The organism is Thermoleptolyngbya sp. C42_A2020_037, from assembly GCF_015272455.1.
Lineage (GTDB): Bacteria > Cyanobacteriota > Cyanobacteriia > Elainellales > Elainellaceae > Thermoleptolyngbya.
In genome coordinates, this window is the sequence record NZ_JACYLP010000049.1 from 1 (window position 1) to 13,754 (window position 13,754).

Consider the following 13,754-nt stretch of genomic DNA (forward strand, 5'->3'; position numbering starts at 1 on the left):
CTTCGGGTTCGGGAGCCTTGACTTCGGGTTCGGGAGCCTTGACTTCGGGTTCGGGAGCCTTGACTTCGGGTTCGGGCAGTTTAATCGGTTCAATCACCTTCACTGGATCAACCGCAACGGGAGCCGTGCCATATTGCTTGGCGCTATTTGTGCCGCCGTTTACTCCAGAACCAACAGCCTGTAGGCGAACTGCGAAAGTTTGATGCAGGAAGTCCTGCACCGTCAGCCCAACCTGGGCAATTTTGAAAGTGGTTTCTGTTAGCAGCCCGCCCGCTGCGCCCGTCCTACCAAACTGAATCGCCATCTCAAACCGTTGACCAATGTTGCCACCAACAATGTTATTGGTGTTAAGAGCGACTTTAGTCACGTCTTGCCCAGTCACGGTTGTGGTCTTTGGGATGTTGGTGTCAAAAAGACCGCCAAAGTTGAAATAGATAGCCAACAGGTCGCCGATATTTTTGGGGTCGTTGACTTTCAATGAGAATTCAACGCCGTCAGCTACATCCTGGGCAAAGATATCCACATTGACAGGGGCACTGCCCTGCTGCTGGCTTGCAGAGAAGGTAATGCTGGCCGCGTTGGCAGGGTTGACCGCTGCCATCAGAACCGCGATGCCCGCAGAAGCAATCGCCGTAGACCAAGTAGTGAGTGCGTTTTTCACGAATCCAAACCTCTTGATGTAGTGATCAAAGGGCGCGGCTGAGAGAAAACTCAGAACGCGCTGTGTCCCATGCGCCCTATTCCATGCGCTCCATTAACTGCGCTGTGTCTGATGCAACACAGGATGCCGTACACAATGTGGGGAAAACGCTCAGCGCAAAACATTGTATTCCTGACTACATTTAAGATACCCACTCTATTGGGTTTAGTACTCTTTTATACGCCGCTCTTGATACAATCTTTGAACTTTGCCCTCCAGGGATGAATTCCTGTAAAACGACCTGAAGATTCGAGGATTCCGAGTAAAACAACTTCATCATAGAGCCATCTGCCATGCTGGAGACAGACCTAAAAGTTGTATAAAATATGCTCAGAGATACCGTAATAATACGAGTTTTACAAATTTTTCTGTGGTGCTGATGAATCGCAGCTGGATCAGGACACGCTGGAGACAACAGGCTGATATAGGGTGTCTCGCTGCTGAGCAGGGCGATCGCACTGGAGAATCGCCGCCCGCAACTCTTCGACCGTCTTGCACGTACCGCCCTGGGCCCCCGCCATGCTGGTGATGTGTTCTTCCATCAGCGTGCCGCCGAGGTCGTTGCAGCCCCATTGGAGGGCTTCCGTTGCGCCCGCTAGCCCCAGCTTTACCCAGCTTGGCTGATGGTTGGCGATCCAATTGCCCAAAAAGAGCCGGGCCACTGCCGTCAGCTTTAGCGCGTCGGCCAGCACGGGCTGGTCGCGTCCCACCCGACGGCGCAGGGGCTTGGGCGCGTCTTGTCCCACAAACGGCAGCAGGATGAATTCGGTAATGCCTATGTTACCTTCGGCAAGAGAGGCCTGCTGGAGCGATCGCACTTTGCCCAGATGCCGCATCTGCTGTTCTGGCGTTTCGATGTGCCCAGAGAGCATGGTGCTGGTGCTGGGCATTCCCAGGCGGTGGGCAGTGGCGACGATTTCCAGCCACTCGGCGGAAGAGATTTTTTCAGGACAGAGGATTTTTCGCACCTCGTCGTCTAGCACCTCGGCCGCCGTTCCCGGCATGGAGCCAACGCCCGCGTCTTGCAGAGCCGCAATTACCTCGGCATAGCTCAGTCTATCCTGACGGGCGATAAACTGCACCTCTTGGGGCGAAAAGGCGTGCAGGTGGAGTTGGGGGAATTCGCCTTTAATCAGGCGCACCAGACGGACATAGTAGGAGAGCGATCGCCCATCAATCTGCGCCTCTGGATTCAGCCCGCCCTGCATACAGATTTCTGTCGCGCCCTGCTGCACGGCTTCGGCGGCCTTTTCCAGAATTGCGCCTTCGTTTAGCCAGTAGGCTCCGGCCGCGTCGGCATCGCGGCGAAAGGCGCAAAAGCTGCAATGCTGCTCGCAAATATTGGTGTAGTTGATATTGCGGTTGATCACATAGGTGACGACCTCGCCCACCTGTCGCCGTCGCAGTTCATCAGCGGCCTGGCGGAGAGCGGCGATCGCCCCTGGGTCGGTTTGCCGCAGCAGCACCACGCCCTCCGCCTCGGTCAGGTCTGCCCCGGCCAGCGCCCGCTCTAGGATGTGGCTCACGGTTCCTGGATGGATCGCTGTCATGGGTGCCCTGGGTCGCCTAGTCGATGTAGCGGATGACTTCCTCTAGAGGATAGCGAACCTTGGGACGGGCAGCCGACTTGTCATCCTCGGCGCGATAGCCCGCCGGACACATCACCACCGACGCATACTCGCCCCCCGCCAGCCCCAGCAGTTCATCTACCTTGGCAGGCGCAAAGCCCTCCATTGGGCAGGTATCTACGCCCAGCAGCGCCGCTGCCGTCATGAACTGACCCAGAGCAATGTAGGTCTGGCGCTTGGCCCATTCGTGCAAATCCAGCGGGTAGGGCGGCTTGTCCAAAAAGCCCTTGACCACATTGGCAAAGCCCTGCAAATTCTCAACGCTGGTCTGCTGCACGTCCGCCATGCGAGCGATGTAGCGATCAACATCGGCCGCGTCGGTCTTGACCTTGGCGGCAAACACGACCAGATGCGACGCATCCACCACCTGCGTTTGTCCCCAGGACAGATCTACGATTTGGCGGCGCAGTTCTGGATTTCGCACCACCAGAAATTTCCACGGCTGAAGCCCAAAGGACGAGGGCGCAAGCACCAGGCTCTGTTCCAAAACCTGCCAAGTGGGTTCGGGAATCGTCTTAGACGGGTCAAATTTTTTGGTGGCATAGCGCCATTGAAGCTGCTGAAGCACTGTGTCGGCAGCAACCGGATTCGGAGCAATCGGATCAGCAGAAAGTGTCATAGAAGTTGCCTGGTATGAAGTGGCTTATTGGGGAACTCGTTCAATGAGGCTTTCGAGATCTTTTTAGAAGGGCATTCCCACTAAAAGCTAATTTAATATTTGCTTAATATTTCAGCCCTGTAAAGACTAAGCGCAAAACCGTTCTGCAAAACATTTGCCAACCGTCTGCCAACCGTCTGCCAACCGTCTGCCAACCGTTCTGCTAATCGGCGTACCCCGGTCTCATCAGGCAACCCGGCCGATCGCCCGTAGGGCTGCCCAGGCGCGAGCAGAGCAGTCCTCCTGGCGTAGACTGGCGATCGCCCGCCACTGAATGCCCCCTGGGCCCACCTCGGTCGGGTCGCCTTGGAGCATTGCGGGACGTGCGGGCAGCGTGCATTGGTGAATCAGGTGAATGGTGTGCGAGATGGGCGCGTCGGCGTTGGGGAAAAACTGCTCGAACACGGTCAACAGGCGATCGCACTGGAAGTCTTGAATCCCCGTCTCTTCCCACACCTCGCGGCGTAGCCCTGTCAAGATGGGTTCCATCGGCTCTAGCCCACCCCCTGGCAAGTCCCAGCAGTCGGGTTCTGGCGGCGCTACCTGATGCAGCATCAGCACCTCGTCTCCATCCACAAACAGCGCGACGGCGGTAACACGCAGCGGGGGCCCTGGGATGCTGGACATTGGCTGGGTGTCCGACATTATTCAATCCTCAGGTTAAAGAGCAGGCGCATATAGAGGTTAGCGGGATCGTCCAGTAGTTCAAAGATTTCCAGGTCAGATTGCAGCGCATCGAGGCGATCGCCCAGCAGGGTGCGGCTCCGAGAATCTTCCGGCAGACGGCTCTGCAAATCAGACAAAAACTGTTCGCCGAAGCTGAGGCGCTTGGGATATTCCTCCACCGACCAAGTTTCCAGCTTTGCCTCGGCGGCAGCTTCTTTGAGCGCGGCTTGCAGCCCGCCCAGTTCGTCTACCAGCCCCACCTCCTTGGCCGCTATGCCCGACCAGACGCGCCCCTGCCCCACCTGGTTAACCTGCTCCCGCGAGAGGGGCCGTGCCGATGCTACGGTGTCTAGAAATGTGCCGTAGGCTTGCTCGGCCATCCGTTGCAGCAGCGCCATTTCTGCTTCGGTGCGGGGGCGGGAGGTGGTTTCGATGTCGGCATAGCGTCCTGTTTTGATGATGTCCCAGGTAACACCGTTGCGGTTTGCAAGGGTTTGAAAATTGGGCACGAGTCCAAACACGCCGATGGAGCCTGTGACGGTGTTGGGCGAGGCAAAGACCTTGCTTCCCTGGGCGGCAATGTAGTAGCCGCCGGAAGCCGCAATATTGCCCATCGAGGCGATCACGGGCTTTTCCTTTCGCATCAGCGTCACTTCGCGAGCGATCAGGTCAGAGGCGACTGCACCGCCGCCGGGACTGTTGATCCGCAACACCACGGCTTTGATATCCTTATCTAGCCGCAGATCTCGCAGCAGCTTTACAAAGCGATCGCTCCCGATCTGCCCCGTGCTACCTGTGCCGCCCACGATGTCGCCGTTGAGATAGACCAGCGCAATGCGATCGCCCCGCTTTTTCTCCGCCGCCACCGCCTCAGCATAGGTGCCCAAACCAACACTGCGAAAGGTCTTGTCGTCTTCCTTGCGATCGGTCAGCTTTTTTAGGTCAGCGAGTACCTCATCGGGATAGGCGACCCGATCGATGAGTCCTGTGGTCTTTGCCTCGGCAGCCATGAGCAGACCGCCACTGTCGGCGATCGCCTGGATCTGGGTGGGCGACAGGTCGCGGTGCTGGCTGGCGGTTGTAATCACTTCAGTCCACAGATCTCGCAGCAGCGCTTCGGTTTGCTGACGCGCTTCGGGGCTGTTGTTCTGGCGGGTAAAGGGTTCCACCGCTGATTTGTAGCGCCCCACCTGAAGCACCTGCACGCCCACGCCGAACCGCTCCAGGGCCCCTGCAAAAAAGGTCATTTCCGAGCGCAGACCGTTCATCTCCAGCACGCCCGCTGGGTTCATGGCCAGATCGGTGGCCACCGAAGCCAGGTAATAGTCCCGTTCGCTCCAGTTCACGTTGTAGGCGTAGATGGGCTTGCCACTGTCGCGGAAGGTGTCGAGCGCCTGCCGCACTTCCCGCAGCGTGGCGTAGCCTGTGGTGGCAGGCAGATTCCCCTCCAGAAGCAGCCCCACAATTTTTTTGTCGGTTGCGGCTGCTTCAATCGCTTCTACAGTAGTTCGCAGCGAGACGGGCTGAAGGGTCGTGCGGCCAGAGAGGGCTTCTTGAAAAACCCGACCAGGATTCACGGCCACAGGCGCATCGGCAATGCCCCGATCTAGATCCAGCGTCAGCACAGATTGGTCTTCGACCGTTGGCCCGCTGTCGCGTCCAGAAAGGGCGATCGCCACCAGTAGCATCACCATCCCACCCGCGCTCAGCACGCCAAATAGCGCCAACCCGGTCAGCGTTGCCAATACATTTTTAAGAAAATCGCGCATAGGAGTGAGGAGCTATATCGATTTTGGATTTTAGATTGGCGATTTTAGAGTGCCAGCTTATTGCCAGTTTCAAGAGTCTGTCAGGCTTCCAGCGATTTCATCAGTGCGCTAAATTCAAGGCGCTAAATTCAAGGCGCTAGATTGCACCTGAGCCGACGACGCGAGACAGCAGGGTGAATACGCCGAAACTAATCAGCAGCACCCCACTCGCAGGCGTAATCCAGCCCGACCAACGGCGCAGTTCCAAAATTTTTTTGATCGAGGCGGTGAAGGTGCCCGCCAGAATCAGCGGCGCAACGTAGCCCAGCGTGTAGGCCAGCAGCAGCACACTGCCCAGCAGCGGGTCGCGGGTCGTAGACACCCACGCCAGCAGCGTTGCCAAAACGGGTGTGCTGCACGGCGAGGCGACCAGCCCAAAGGTCAGCCCCAGCAGGTAGGAGCGCACGCCTTCGGGCCAGTCTTTGGAAATCCACTCCATGCCTGTGAACGACGGCAGACGTAGCGGCAGTGCTTCCAGCAGGTTCAGCCCCATGAGGATGGCGATCAGGCTGACAATAATCGGCAGCCCGATGCCGACCTGGCCATAGATGCGGCCGGCGATCGCCGCCAAAATTCCCAGCGCCGCCAGCGTGGTTGCCAGCCCCAGCGCAAACCAGGTCGATTGGGCCGCGGCCTGCCAGCGGCTCTTGGCTTCGTAGCCGCCGATATAGCCGATGGTGATGGGCAGCATAGACAGCATACAGGGCGTGAGGCTGGTCAACAGGCCAGCGACAAAAATAATGCCCACGCTGGCGGGCGAGAGATGGGTCAGTTGTCCCGACACCAGCCCATCGGCCGCGTGCTGGAGGTGATAGAGCGAGGTTTTTAGAGTCTCAAGCATGGGCAGCAGGCAAAGTCGCTAAGCGTTATGAGGAACGGAGCCGTTTATTTCTCCCACTCAATTGTAGAGTGTGCCCGGAAAGGTCATAGATTCTCAGAGTATTGGTATGGTGAAGCTGGAGTTGGCAATTTTCAGTGCCGACCCTGATGATGTGAATCCGGTTTTCTGAAAGATTACGGAATTTTCACAGGCGCTTAATCAAAACATCGATCCAGTTCCGAAAAATCCGATCCATCCTGGTAAGCAAGTGTAAAGGATTGCAACTACCATGCCCGGACTCGATTCTTTAACCTGGCACGATGTTGAAAACGGGATGCGGCAACTCGCTATCCCAATGGCCCTGATGCTCGCCGCGACCCTGGCGATCGGGCTGCGGCTGATGCCCCAGTCTGCCCGCCGCGTTGCCCGAAATATCATCCTGTTCCTGGTCTGCTTTGGGCTGGTGGTGGTTTCTCCGACCGGGGTCTCTGCCCTGGAGCGGGGTATGGCGGTGTTTGCCGCTCCAGATACAGGGGAATCGGTGGATGCCATTGTGGTGCTGGGGCGCGGGCGGCGGCTGAATCCGTCGCGGGTGGCTACGGTGGCTGAATTGTGGAATGCGGGGCGATCGCCCAAGGTTTTTGCCAGCGGCGCGAGTGATGCGCCCCTGATTGTAGAATCGCTGCGGGAGGCTGGCATTCCCGTTGAGGCGCTGGGTGGCGAAGAATGTTCTCGCACAACCGAGGAAAATGCCTGGTTTTCTCGCGCTGTCCTGTTTCCTCAGGGTGTTCGACGGATCTTGTTGGTCACCGATCGGCCGCACTTGTGGCGATCGCAAATGACCTACGAAAGCGTGGGTTTTTCCGTTATCACCCACCCCAGCCCTCTGCGCGACACCCTCTCTCGCAAGCGCCGTCTCTCGCTGATGACCCGCGAATCCCTGGGACTGATTGCCTATGGGCTACAGGGCAGGCTGGGCGATCGCACCACTCTCGACGCGCCTGCTTATGTAGAAAAGCGGCTAAGCAAGCAGCAGTGTTTGGTGGGTGGAACGATGGAACAGGCTTAATGACAGGCTTAATTGGCGAGACTGGGCAAGACTGACGATTCATCACTCTTCTACAGGCAGCCCCAGCCGCCGCTTCAGCCGAAACCAACGATCGCGCAATTGCCAGAATTTGCTGGTTTCCATTGCGGCGATGCGGCCACGGGCGCGGCCGAGTTCTGCCTCAAGGTGCTGGATCGCTTCGGGCTGGCTGGCTTGCCGTTCGCGATCGCGCAACTCTTGCAGGGTGGGGAGGGTTTGTCCGGGCGCAAACTCCTGCTTCCAAAACATCAGACGGAGGCGGCGCATCGCATCGCGCCAGGCGGGTTTGCCGCTGTAGCTGGCGTTGTCTTGGGTGTCGCTGCGCCAGTAGACCTCGGCGGTGGCCTCGTAGCTAAAGCAAAACTCGGCCCGCTGGCAGAGCATTAGCACCAGGCAAAAGTCTTCGCCCAGATCCAGCAGCGGGTCGCGGTCGAGAATGTCTTGAAGCAACTGACGGCGAACGACGTAGGAATTGGGCGGCATGAAGTTTCTTAGCTCTAGCAAATCTTGCAGCCGAAAGGGTTGGAAGTAGGGCAGCGTGATGGTGTCAATGTGGTGCAATGTTTCAGGGCTGCCGGATTCTAGAACCTTGAGCGTGCCGGAGTAGGCAACCCCAATGTTGGGCTGCTGTTCGAGGATCTTTACCAGAGTTTGCAAATGGTTGGGATGGATCGCGTCGTCGTCGTCCAGGATGGCAAAGTAGGGCGCATCGACGGCGCGGAGTCCTGTCCAGAGGGTGGTGCTGCGGCAGGGGGCGGGGCTGGCAAGACGGCAAAACTGGAGGCGATCGCCATATTGCCCCAAAAACGCCTCATCCAGCCCCGGTACAGGCTGATATTCCACCAAAATCACGCCGATATTTGGATAGGTCTGGGCGGCGAGGCTGTCTAGGGCGCGGCGAATATAAGCCAGAGGGCGACCCCCCACCCGCACAATTACCTGCACCTGGGCAGGCGGTGGGACACTTATGGGCGCAGGCACAAAGCCTTTGTCTGTCAGCAGTGCCTCGTGGTGTGGCAACAGATCGAGCAAATGCTTTTCTAGTGTGTAGTGCTGGATAAAAATTTCGTGAGCAGCGGCGGCTAAGGTTTCGGCCTGCTGGGGGTGCTGGGCGATCCAAGCCATGTGCTGCGAAATTTGCTCGACCTGTTCTGCGGGGTCTGCATCGGCATCGATATACAGCACTGTGTCGCCAAAGGCTTCGCGGATAAAGGCGTGTTCGCTGCAAATGGCGACGGCTCCCGCAGCGGCAATCTCAAAGATCCGCATGGAGGGCATTTCGGCTTGGCGGTGTTCTTCCCGGTGCAAACATAGCCCCACCCCAGCGCTGTGAATCGCCTCAAACACGCTGTTGCCGTCGTAGGGCAGTGCGCCGCGATGGGCCTGGTTCAGATACTTCCAACCGTCGGGGTTGCCGTATACATCCATGTAGGGCTGCTGGTCTAGCCCTTCAAAGAGTTGCTGGAAGCGGGGCCCGTCCCAGTTTGACCCCAGATAGACCAAGCGCGGCTGGCTCAGGTCGGGTGGGCGATAGGCCGTTTTGGGGGCGCTGGTGTAGAAGGGCGATTTGAAATAGCGCTTGGGGGTGTGGCAGAGCAGGTGATGCAGCCAGCGATCGACGATGCGGGAGCCGATCAGGTAGCCATCGTAGGACAGGGTGTTGGCAATCAGGCGATCGGTGCCTTCAAAAAATTCGGGCGGACTCCACATGCAGAGGTAGGTGGGCACCGGAGCCACTTTTGGAGTCCAGTGGTGCAGTACGATGACGCAATCGGGCTGGGCGGCGCGAATTTCGCCGCCAGTTTGCACTTCGACCGCCTGCCAGCCAATGTTTTCTGCGGCCAGCACCAGCCGCCGAGACATTTCGACTTCGGCGATGTAAGGCTTGTCGAAAAAGGGATTTTGGATGGCAATTTTCATGGAGGGCGATCGCAGACAGCAGGCAAAAACCAAGTATGGGGGACGCAAAGCGCTAGAGTTTATCTTAGGGCATCCCGCTAACCCCCTCTGGATTTGCTATGACTTCTTCGGCAGACCGTCCCATTTTGATCTACACCGTCCACAAAGCAGCTTCGATGTTTTTGCATCGGCTGACGCGGCAGATTGCGCGGGAGTTGGAAATGGAGTATTTCACCATTAACAACAAGGCGGCAGGCTATCAAGAAGTGAAGGAATTGTCCTGGAATGGGTTCATCCAAAAATATCTGAGTCAGGCAGAAAAGCGAGCTTGCTTTGGCCCGATTCGCTCGCTCGAAGCGATGCCTTCTATTCCCGAAGGAGTTGCAGATTTCTCGATAATTCTGCATCTACGAGATCCGCGAGACGTGCTGGTTTCTTCGTTCTTTTCCAATGCCTTTAGTCATCCGGTCAATCCGGCAATTTTCAATCCGGATGAGGCCGCCCGACAGGAATGGATCGAGCGGGGTATTGATGCGTTTGTAATCGAGCGATCGCCCGTTGTGATCGATCGCTATAACTACGTGATTGCCAACCTGCTGGGACGAGAGAATGTCCTCTTTTTGAAGTATGAGGATATGGTACTCAACTATCAGGAATGGCTGGCAAAGTTCCTGTCAGTTTTTATTGCACCAGAGCCAAATGTCCCAACTGAAATTCAGCCCAAAGGACTGCTAGCACTGCTAGAAAAGCTGCCGCTGGTTCAGCGGAAAGAGCGATCGCCCAGTCCCACTTTCTCCACACTCTATCAGGAGCTTTTTGAGGCTCACAAAACCGATTTCCAGGTGGAAGACGAAGACGTTTATCGCCACAAGCGCCAGGTGCTTCCTGGGGATCACACGCGCAAGCTGCAACCGGAAACGATTGCGGTTCTAAACGAAAAATTCGCAGAGATTCTAAACGCCTTGGGATACGAACCAGTTGCAAATTCACGAATCCGTTAGGAGCGCCGTATCAGCTACGAACTTAGGACTAACGCAGTGGGACAATTTCTCGCGGACGCAGCCCGCGAGAAATTGTCCACAACCCAGAAAACCGACGCAGTGCATCAGTCCTGGAACTATTCCAACTCTACCGATACAGGCGGGGCTGCGGAATTGGCGGGCTGGGCCGGGCTGCTGGAGTCGCGCATGAGTTGGGCGATCGCCCCGATGAGTTGACTCAGCTTGCCTTCATCCAGCAGCGTGTTAATCAGCGACAGCCCGCTGGTGGACAGCAAGAGTTGGCTCACGTCGGGGCTTTTGCCGTTGCCGTTGCTGCCTGCGCCAGGGAAAGCGTAGATGCGGGCATCGCCCAGCACACCTGGCTGCGGAGCCAGCGCTTTGACAATTTCTGGCAATTTTTCGGAGAGTTCTGGCCAGAGCGTGATCAGCGTTTGCGCCGTCAGGTTGGGGGTGCTGATCAGGTTGCGGGCGGTGAGTTCTGCTTGTAAACCTTCGGCTTCGGCCAGCAGCTTGTCGCGCTGGGCGGCGGCCAGGGTGCGGATGGATTCGGCCTCCAGCTCTGCCGCCTGACGGGCGATTTCTGCCTGACGACGACGGCGGAACACGTCAATTTCCACCACGTTTTGTTCTGAAATGCGCTTTTCCTGGGCGGCGCGTTCGGCGGCGATCACCGCAAGCTGGCGCTGCCGTTCGGCGATTTCCAATTCGGTCGCGGTGGTTACGCCCGCTTCGGCGCGGGCCCGCTCTGCGTCGGCCTCCAGGCTTTCCTTGCGCTTGGTGGCAATGGCGATCGCCGCATCCTCCTGGGCAATTCGCGCTAGCCGTTCCGACTCTGCCACCTGCACCTGTGCCTCTAGCCGCTGCGACTCCACCGTTTTTTGGCGAGTAATTTCTGCTAGGTCTGCCTCCTGCTGCTGCAACGCCTGAGCCACCTTCAGCTTTTTCTGCTGCTCCTCTAGGGCAATGTCCGCCTGAATTTGGCTCTGCTGCACGCTCAACTGCTTGCGGATTTGCTCCTCTTCCACCGTTTTTTCCTGGAGAATCTTGGCCCGCTGGGTGGCGGCCAGTTCCTTCACTTTGGATTCTTCAATTTCTCGCTCCCGCTGTGCCTTCAGGCTTTCTACCTGCAACTGCTGCTCCAGCCGAGCGGTTTCTTTTTCTTGCAAAATTTGGAGCGATCGCTTTTCGGCATCCAGTTCTTTTTGCTCGATGGCGACCTGTGTGGCCAGTTCCACTTCGCGCTTTTGCTGAATGGATTTTTGAATCGTCTCCGTCCGCAGCCGCACGCCCTGCGCGTCAAAGAAATTGTTGGTGTCGTAGGTGTCGCTTTCCTGAATTTCCGATACAGCAATGTTGTTCAGCGTCAGCCCAACTTTCGCCAGGTCAGGCTGCATCAGGTTTAGCACTTCCTGGGCAAAGCCCAGCTTGTCGGAGTCGATTTCCGCCAGACTCTTTGTTTTTGCAGCGGCCCGAATCGCGTCATCTGCCCGCTTTTCCAGCGCGTTTTTGATGTCCTCTGGTGTAATCTTGTTGCCCTGCGATAGCCGTGCAGCAGCCGTTAGCACGTCCTCCTCAGAGGCCGTAATGCAGACATAGAAAGTAGCCCGCATATCAGCCCGCAGATAATCTTTCGTGCGAACGGCAAGTTTACCGGCCCGCTCCACGTCGATGGAAATTTCGCGCAAGGGGACGCGAGTCAGTTCATGAAAGCCAGGAAGAACAACGCAGCCCCCATTCAAAATCACGGTTTTGCGCTTAAAAAAGACCCCGCCCGTTCGCACAAATGCCTCGTTGTTGGGCGTAATTTTGTAAACACGGGTGTATGCAAAAACTGCTAGCAGGAGCAATAGAACCAGACTGCCGATTAACGCTGGGAATACGAGCAGTCCGCTTACGGGAAGCTGGGCCAGCGTAGAGGGAGCAGGCGCGGTGTCGAGTGGGGCGATCGCCACAATTTCGGAATACTCAGCATCACGCGCCTGAAACTCGTCCAGTTCATAAACCGGAACCGTAGGCAAAGACTGAATGAACGTTAGCCAGAACAGCATTGGAATATCCCTAAGATGAATTAAAGTAACTCAACGAGAATCTTTGAGAGCATGAGAACCGTTCAGCCAGTGATCTTGGTCAGGACTGTCCTTTGCAATGACCAGATAACCCGCTCCCGATCGCTCGATCACCAGCACTGTGTCTCCCCGCTGGGGCAACACGCTGGCCCAGTCTGGCAGCATAGCGTTCACCGTCACCCGATTGCGGGCTGCATCCAGCACGTCTACCTGGCCGATGCGCCCTTCTGCCACGCTGGGAATGTGCCCCGTGCTGACAATCCCCAGACACCCCACGAGGCGATCGCCACTGGCATCTTCTCCAAACGAGGCAAACATTCGCCCCAGCGGCCGCGCAATTTGCCCACCTAGCACCAGCGCCAGCCCAAACGACCCCAGCAGCACAGAGCCATTTGCCAGACTCCCCAGCAGCGTTTCCAGGGTTCCCCCCAAAAACACATTGCCCATCCAGCCCAGCAGCCCCCACAGGCTGAAGTCTGTCGCCAGCAACAGCATTAGCGGCGCACGACCCAACCCAAACCACCGCAGCACGTCTAGCGGACTGAATTCGCTGCCAGAATCTACATCGGTATCTAGATCGAGCGGCGCAGAAACCTCGAAGTCTGCGTCCAAATCTGCATCCAAATCCATATCCAGATCGGCATCCAAATCCAGATCAGCGTCTAAATCTGCATCATCGCCGCCGCCAGAGAAAATGACCACCAGAAACAACGCCACTCCAATTCCCAGCAGCACCCAGTAAGGTAAGTTAGCAGCAGCAAAGACCGGCATGATGACAGCAGACTTAAGAAGAGGGCTGAAACTTGTTGCGATCGCCCCGTCGTGCTGACTTGGCAGTAGGGGCAAATGTGCCAGCAAAAAAATCGTCTACTTAGAATCCACTACAGCAAGGTTAGCCAACATTCCCGAAACCAGAATTCTATGCGCCCATCCTAGCGGCCCTAGAATAGAAGTAAGGCAAACGTGACTGTTTCTTAACGTCTGAAGGCTATGAAACTAAAGCGCATTGGGCATGTGGCGATCCGCGTCGAGGATCTGGATCGGGCGGCGCAGTTCTATCAGAACTTGGGCATGGATCTGGTTTGGAAAGACCCAGACTGGGCATATCTGAAAGCGGGGGACGACGGACTGGCGCTGCTGAGTGCCGCCTACGAGCAGGCGGGGCCCCACTTTGGCTTTGTGTTTGGCGATCGCGCTGAGGTGGATGCCGCCTACGAGCAGTTGAAATCCGAAGGGGTTCACGTCACGCCCGTCCACGAACACCGCGACGGCACGGCTTCGTTCTATGGCCGCGACCCCGACGGTAACTGGTTTGAGTACCTTTACGAGCCAGTCGCCGTGCCCGCCTAGTGGTTTGTCAACTTTCGTTTTGTCAACTTTAGTTTTAGGGTTAACCCCGCAGTTTGTAGTGAGCGCTTTAG

At 57.2% G+C, this 13,754-nt stretch carries 11 protein-coding genes and 1 pseudogene; 3 read left to right on the forward strand and 9 right to left on the reverse strand.

Going from position 1 to position 13,754, the window contains the following annotated elements; translation table 11 throughout:
* The 6 genes and pseudogenes from IGS16_RS17815 to IGS16_RS17840 form a co-directional block, all read right to left on the reverse strand.
* Positions 1-661 (reverse strand): annotated as a pseudogene (locus tag IGS16_RS17815) (hypothetical protein); the annotation flags it as partial.
* A gap of 434 nt (positions 662-1,095) precedes the next feature.
* Positions 1,096-2,250 (reverse strand): 7,8-didemethyl-8-hydroxy-5-deazariboflavin synthase subunit CofH, encoded by a 1,155-nt coding sequence (gene cofH / locus IGS16_RS17820; protein WP_297087716.1) that lies wholly within the window; start codon positions 2,248-2,250, stop codon positions 1,096-1,098.
* A 16-nt stretch (positions 2,251-2,266) separates the two neighbouring features.
* Positions 2,267-2,947 (reverse strand): NAD(P)H-dependent oxidoreductase, encoded by a 681-nt coding sequence (locus tag IGS16_RS17825; protein WP_297087718.1) that lies wholly within the window; start codon positions 2,945-2,947, stop codon positions 2,267-2,269.
* 225 nt (positions 2,948-3,172) lie between these two features.
* The gene (locus IGS16_RS17830) at positions 3,173-3,631 is read right to left on the reverse strand and encodes an NUDIX hydrolase (protein ID WP_297087720.1); all 459 of its coding nucleotides are present in this window, start codon (positions 3,629-3,631) and stop codon (positions 3,173-3,175) included.
* Entirely contained in the window at positions 3,631-5,421 is a 1,791-nt protein-coding gene (sppA, locus tag IGS16_RS17835) for a signal peptide peptidase SppA (protein ID WP_297087722.1), read from the reverse strand. Before sppA ends, IGS16_RS17830 begins: the two co-directional genes overlap by 1 nt.
* Before the next feature lie 136 nt (positions 5,422-5,557).
* Positions 5,558-6,301 carry a cytochrome c biogenesis protein CcdA gene (locus IGS16_RS17840; RefSeq protein ID WP_297087724.1) on the reverse strand — a complete coding sequence of 248 codons (744 nt, stop codon included), beginning with the start codon at positions 6,299-6,301 and terminating at the stop codon, positions 5,558-5,560.
* Between the two features lie 268 nt (positions 6,302-6,569).
* Between IGS16_RS17840 and IGS16_RS17845 the strand changes: the two genes are divergently transcribed.
* Complete coding sequence (locus tag IGS16_RS17845; RefSeq protein ID WP_297087726.1) at positions 6,570-7,349, forward strand: YdcF family protein; 780 nt, start codon at positions 6,570-6,572, stop codon at positions 7,347-7,349.
* Between the two features lie 42 nt (positions 7,350-7,391).
* On the opposite strand, the gene IGS16_RS17850 is transcribed toward IGS16_RS17845, so the two are convergent.
* Positions 7,392-9,287: a glycosyltransferase gene (locus IGS16_RS17850; RefSeq protein ID WP_297087728.1), complete on the reverse strand. Its 1,896-nt coding sequence runs from the start codon at positions 9,285-9,287 to the stop codon at positions 7,392-7,394.
* 98 nt (positions 9,288-9,385) lie between these two features.
* On the opposite strand from IGS16_RS17850, the gene IGS16_RS17855 reads away from it, so the two are divergent.
* Complete coding sequence (locus IGS16_RS17855) at positions 9,386-10,267, forward strand: sulfotransferase domain-containing protein (RefSeq protein WP_297087731.1); 882 nt, start codon at positions 9,386-9,388, stop codon at positions 10,265-10,267.
* Positions 10,268-10,383: 116 nt separating this feature from the next.
* Here the strand turns inward: IGS16_RS17855 and IGS16_RS17860 are convergent, their stop codons facing one another.
* Both IGS16_RS17860 and IGS16_RS17865 read right to left on the reverse strand, forming a co-directional pair.
* The gene (locus IGS16_RS17860; RefSeq protein WP_297087733.1) at positions 10,384-12,315 is read right to left on the reverse strand and encodes a flotillin domain-containing protein; all 1,932 of its coding nucleotides are present in this window, start codon (positions 12,313-12,315) and stop codon (positions 10,384-10,386) included.
* A gap of 30 nt (positions 12,316-12,345) precedes the next feature.
* Entirely contained in the window at positions 12,346-13,104 is a 759-nt protein-coding gene (locus IGS16_RS17865) for an OB-fold-containig protein (RefSeq protein ID WP_297087735.1), read from the reverse strand.
* 219 nt (positions 13,105-13,323) lie between these two features.
* Here IGS16_RS17865 and IGS16_RS17870 point away from each other — a divergent pair, with 219 nt between their 5' ends.
* Positions 13,324-13,683: a VOC family protein gene (locus IGS16_RS17870; RefSeq protein WP_297087738.1), complete on the forward strand. Its 360-nt coding sequence runs from the start codon at positions 13,324-13,326 to the stop codon at positions 13,681-13,683.
* Positions 13,684-13,754: the final 71 nt, after the last annotated feature.

Bases quoted from the DNA above. Each gene is read 5' to 3' on its own strand.
- cofH (WP_297087716.1), bottom strand. From the start codon at position 2,250: ATGACAGCGATCCATCCAGGAACCGTGAGCCACATCCTAGAGCGGGCG.
- IGS16_RS17825 (WP_297087718.1), bottom strand. From the start codon at position 2,947: ATGACACTTTCTGCTGATCCGATTGCTCCGAATCCGGTTGCTGCCGAC.
- IGS16_RS17830 (WP_297087720.1), bottom strand. From the start codon at position 3,631: ATGTCGGACACCCAGCCAATGTCCAGCATCCCAGGGCCCCCGCTGCGT.
- sppA (WP_297087722.1), bottom strand. From the start codon at position 5,421: ATGCGCGATTTTCTTAAAAATGTATTGGCAACGCTGACCGGGTTGGCG.
- IGS16_RS17840 (WP_297087724.1), bottom strand. From the start codon at position 6,301: ATGCTTGAGACTCTAAAAACCTCGCTCTATCACCTCCAGCACGCGGCC.
- IGS16_RS17845 (WP_297087726.1), top strand. From the start codon at position 6,570: ATGCCCGGACTCGATTCTTTAACCTGGCACGATGTTGAAAACGGGATG.
- IGS16_RS17850 (WP_297087728.1), bottom strand. From the start codon at position 9,287: ATGAAAATTGCCATCCAAAATCCCTTTTTCGACAAGCCTTACATCGCC.
- IGS16_RS17855 (WP_297087731.1), top strand. From the start codon at position 9,386: ATGACTTCTTCGGCAGACCGTCCCATTTTGATCTACACCGTCCACAAA.
- IGS16_RS17860 (WP_297087733.1), bottom strand. From the start codon at position 12,315: ATGCTGTTCTGGCTAACGTTCATTCAGTCTTTGCCTACGGTTCCGGTT.
- IGS16_RS17865 (WP_297087735.1), bottom strand. From the start codon at position 13,104: ATGCCGGTCTTTGCTGCTGCTAACTTACCTTACTGGGTGCTGCTGGGA.
- IGS16_RS17870 (WP_297087738.1), top strand. From the start codon at position 13,324: ATGAAACTAAAGCGCATTGGGCATGTGGCGATCCGCGTCGAGGATCTG.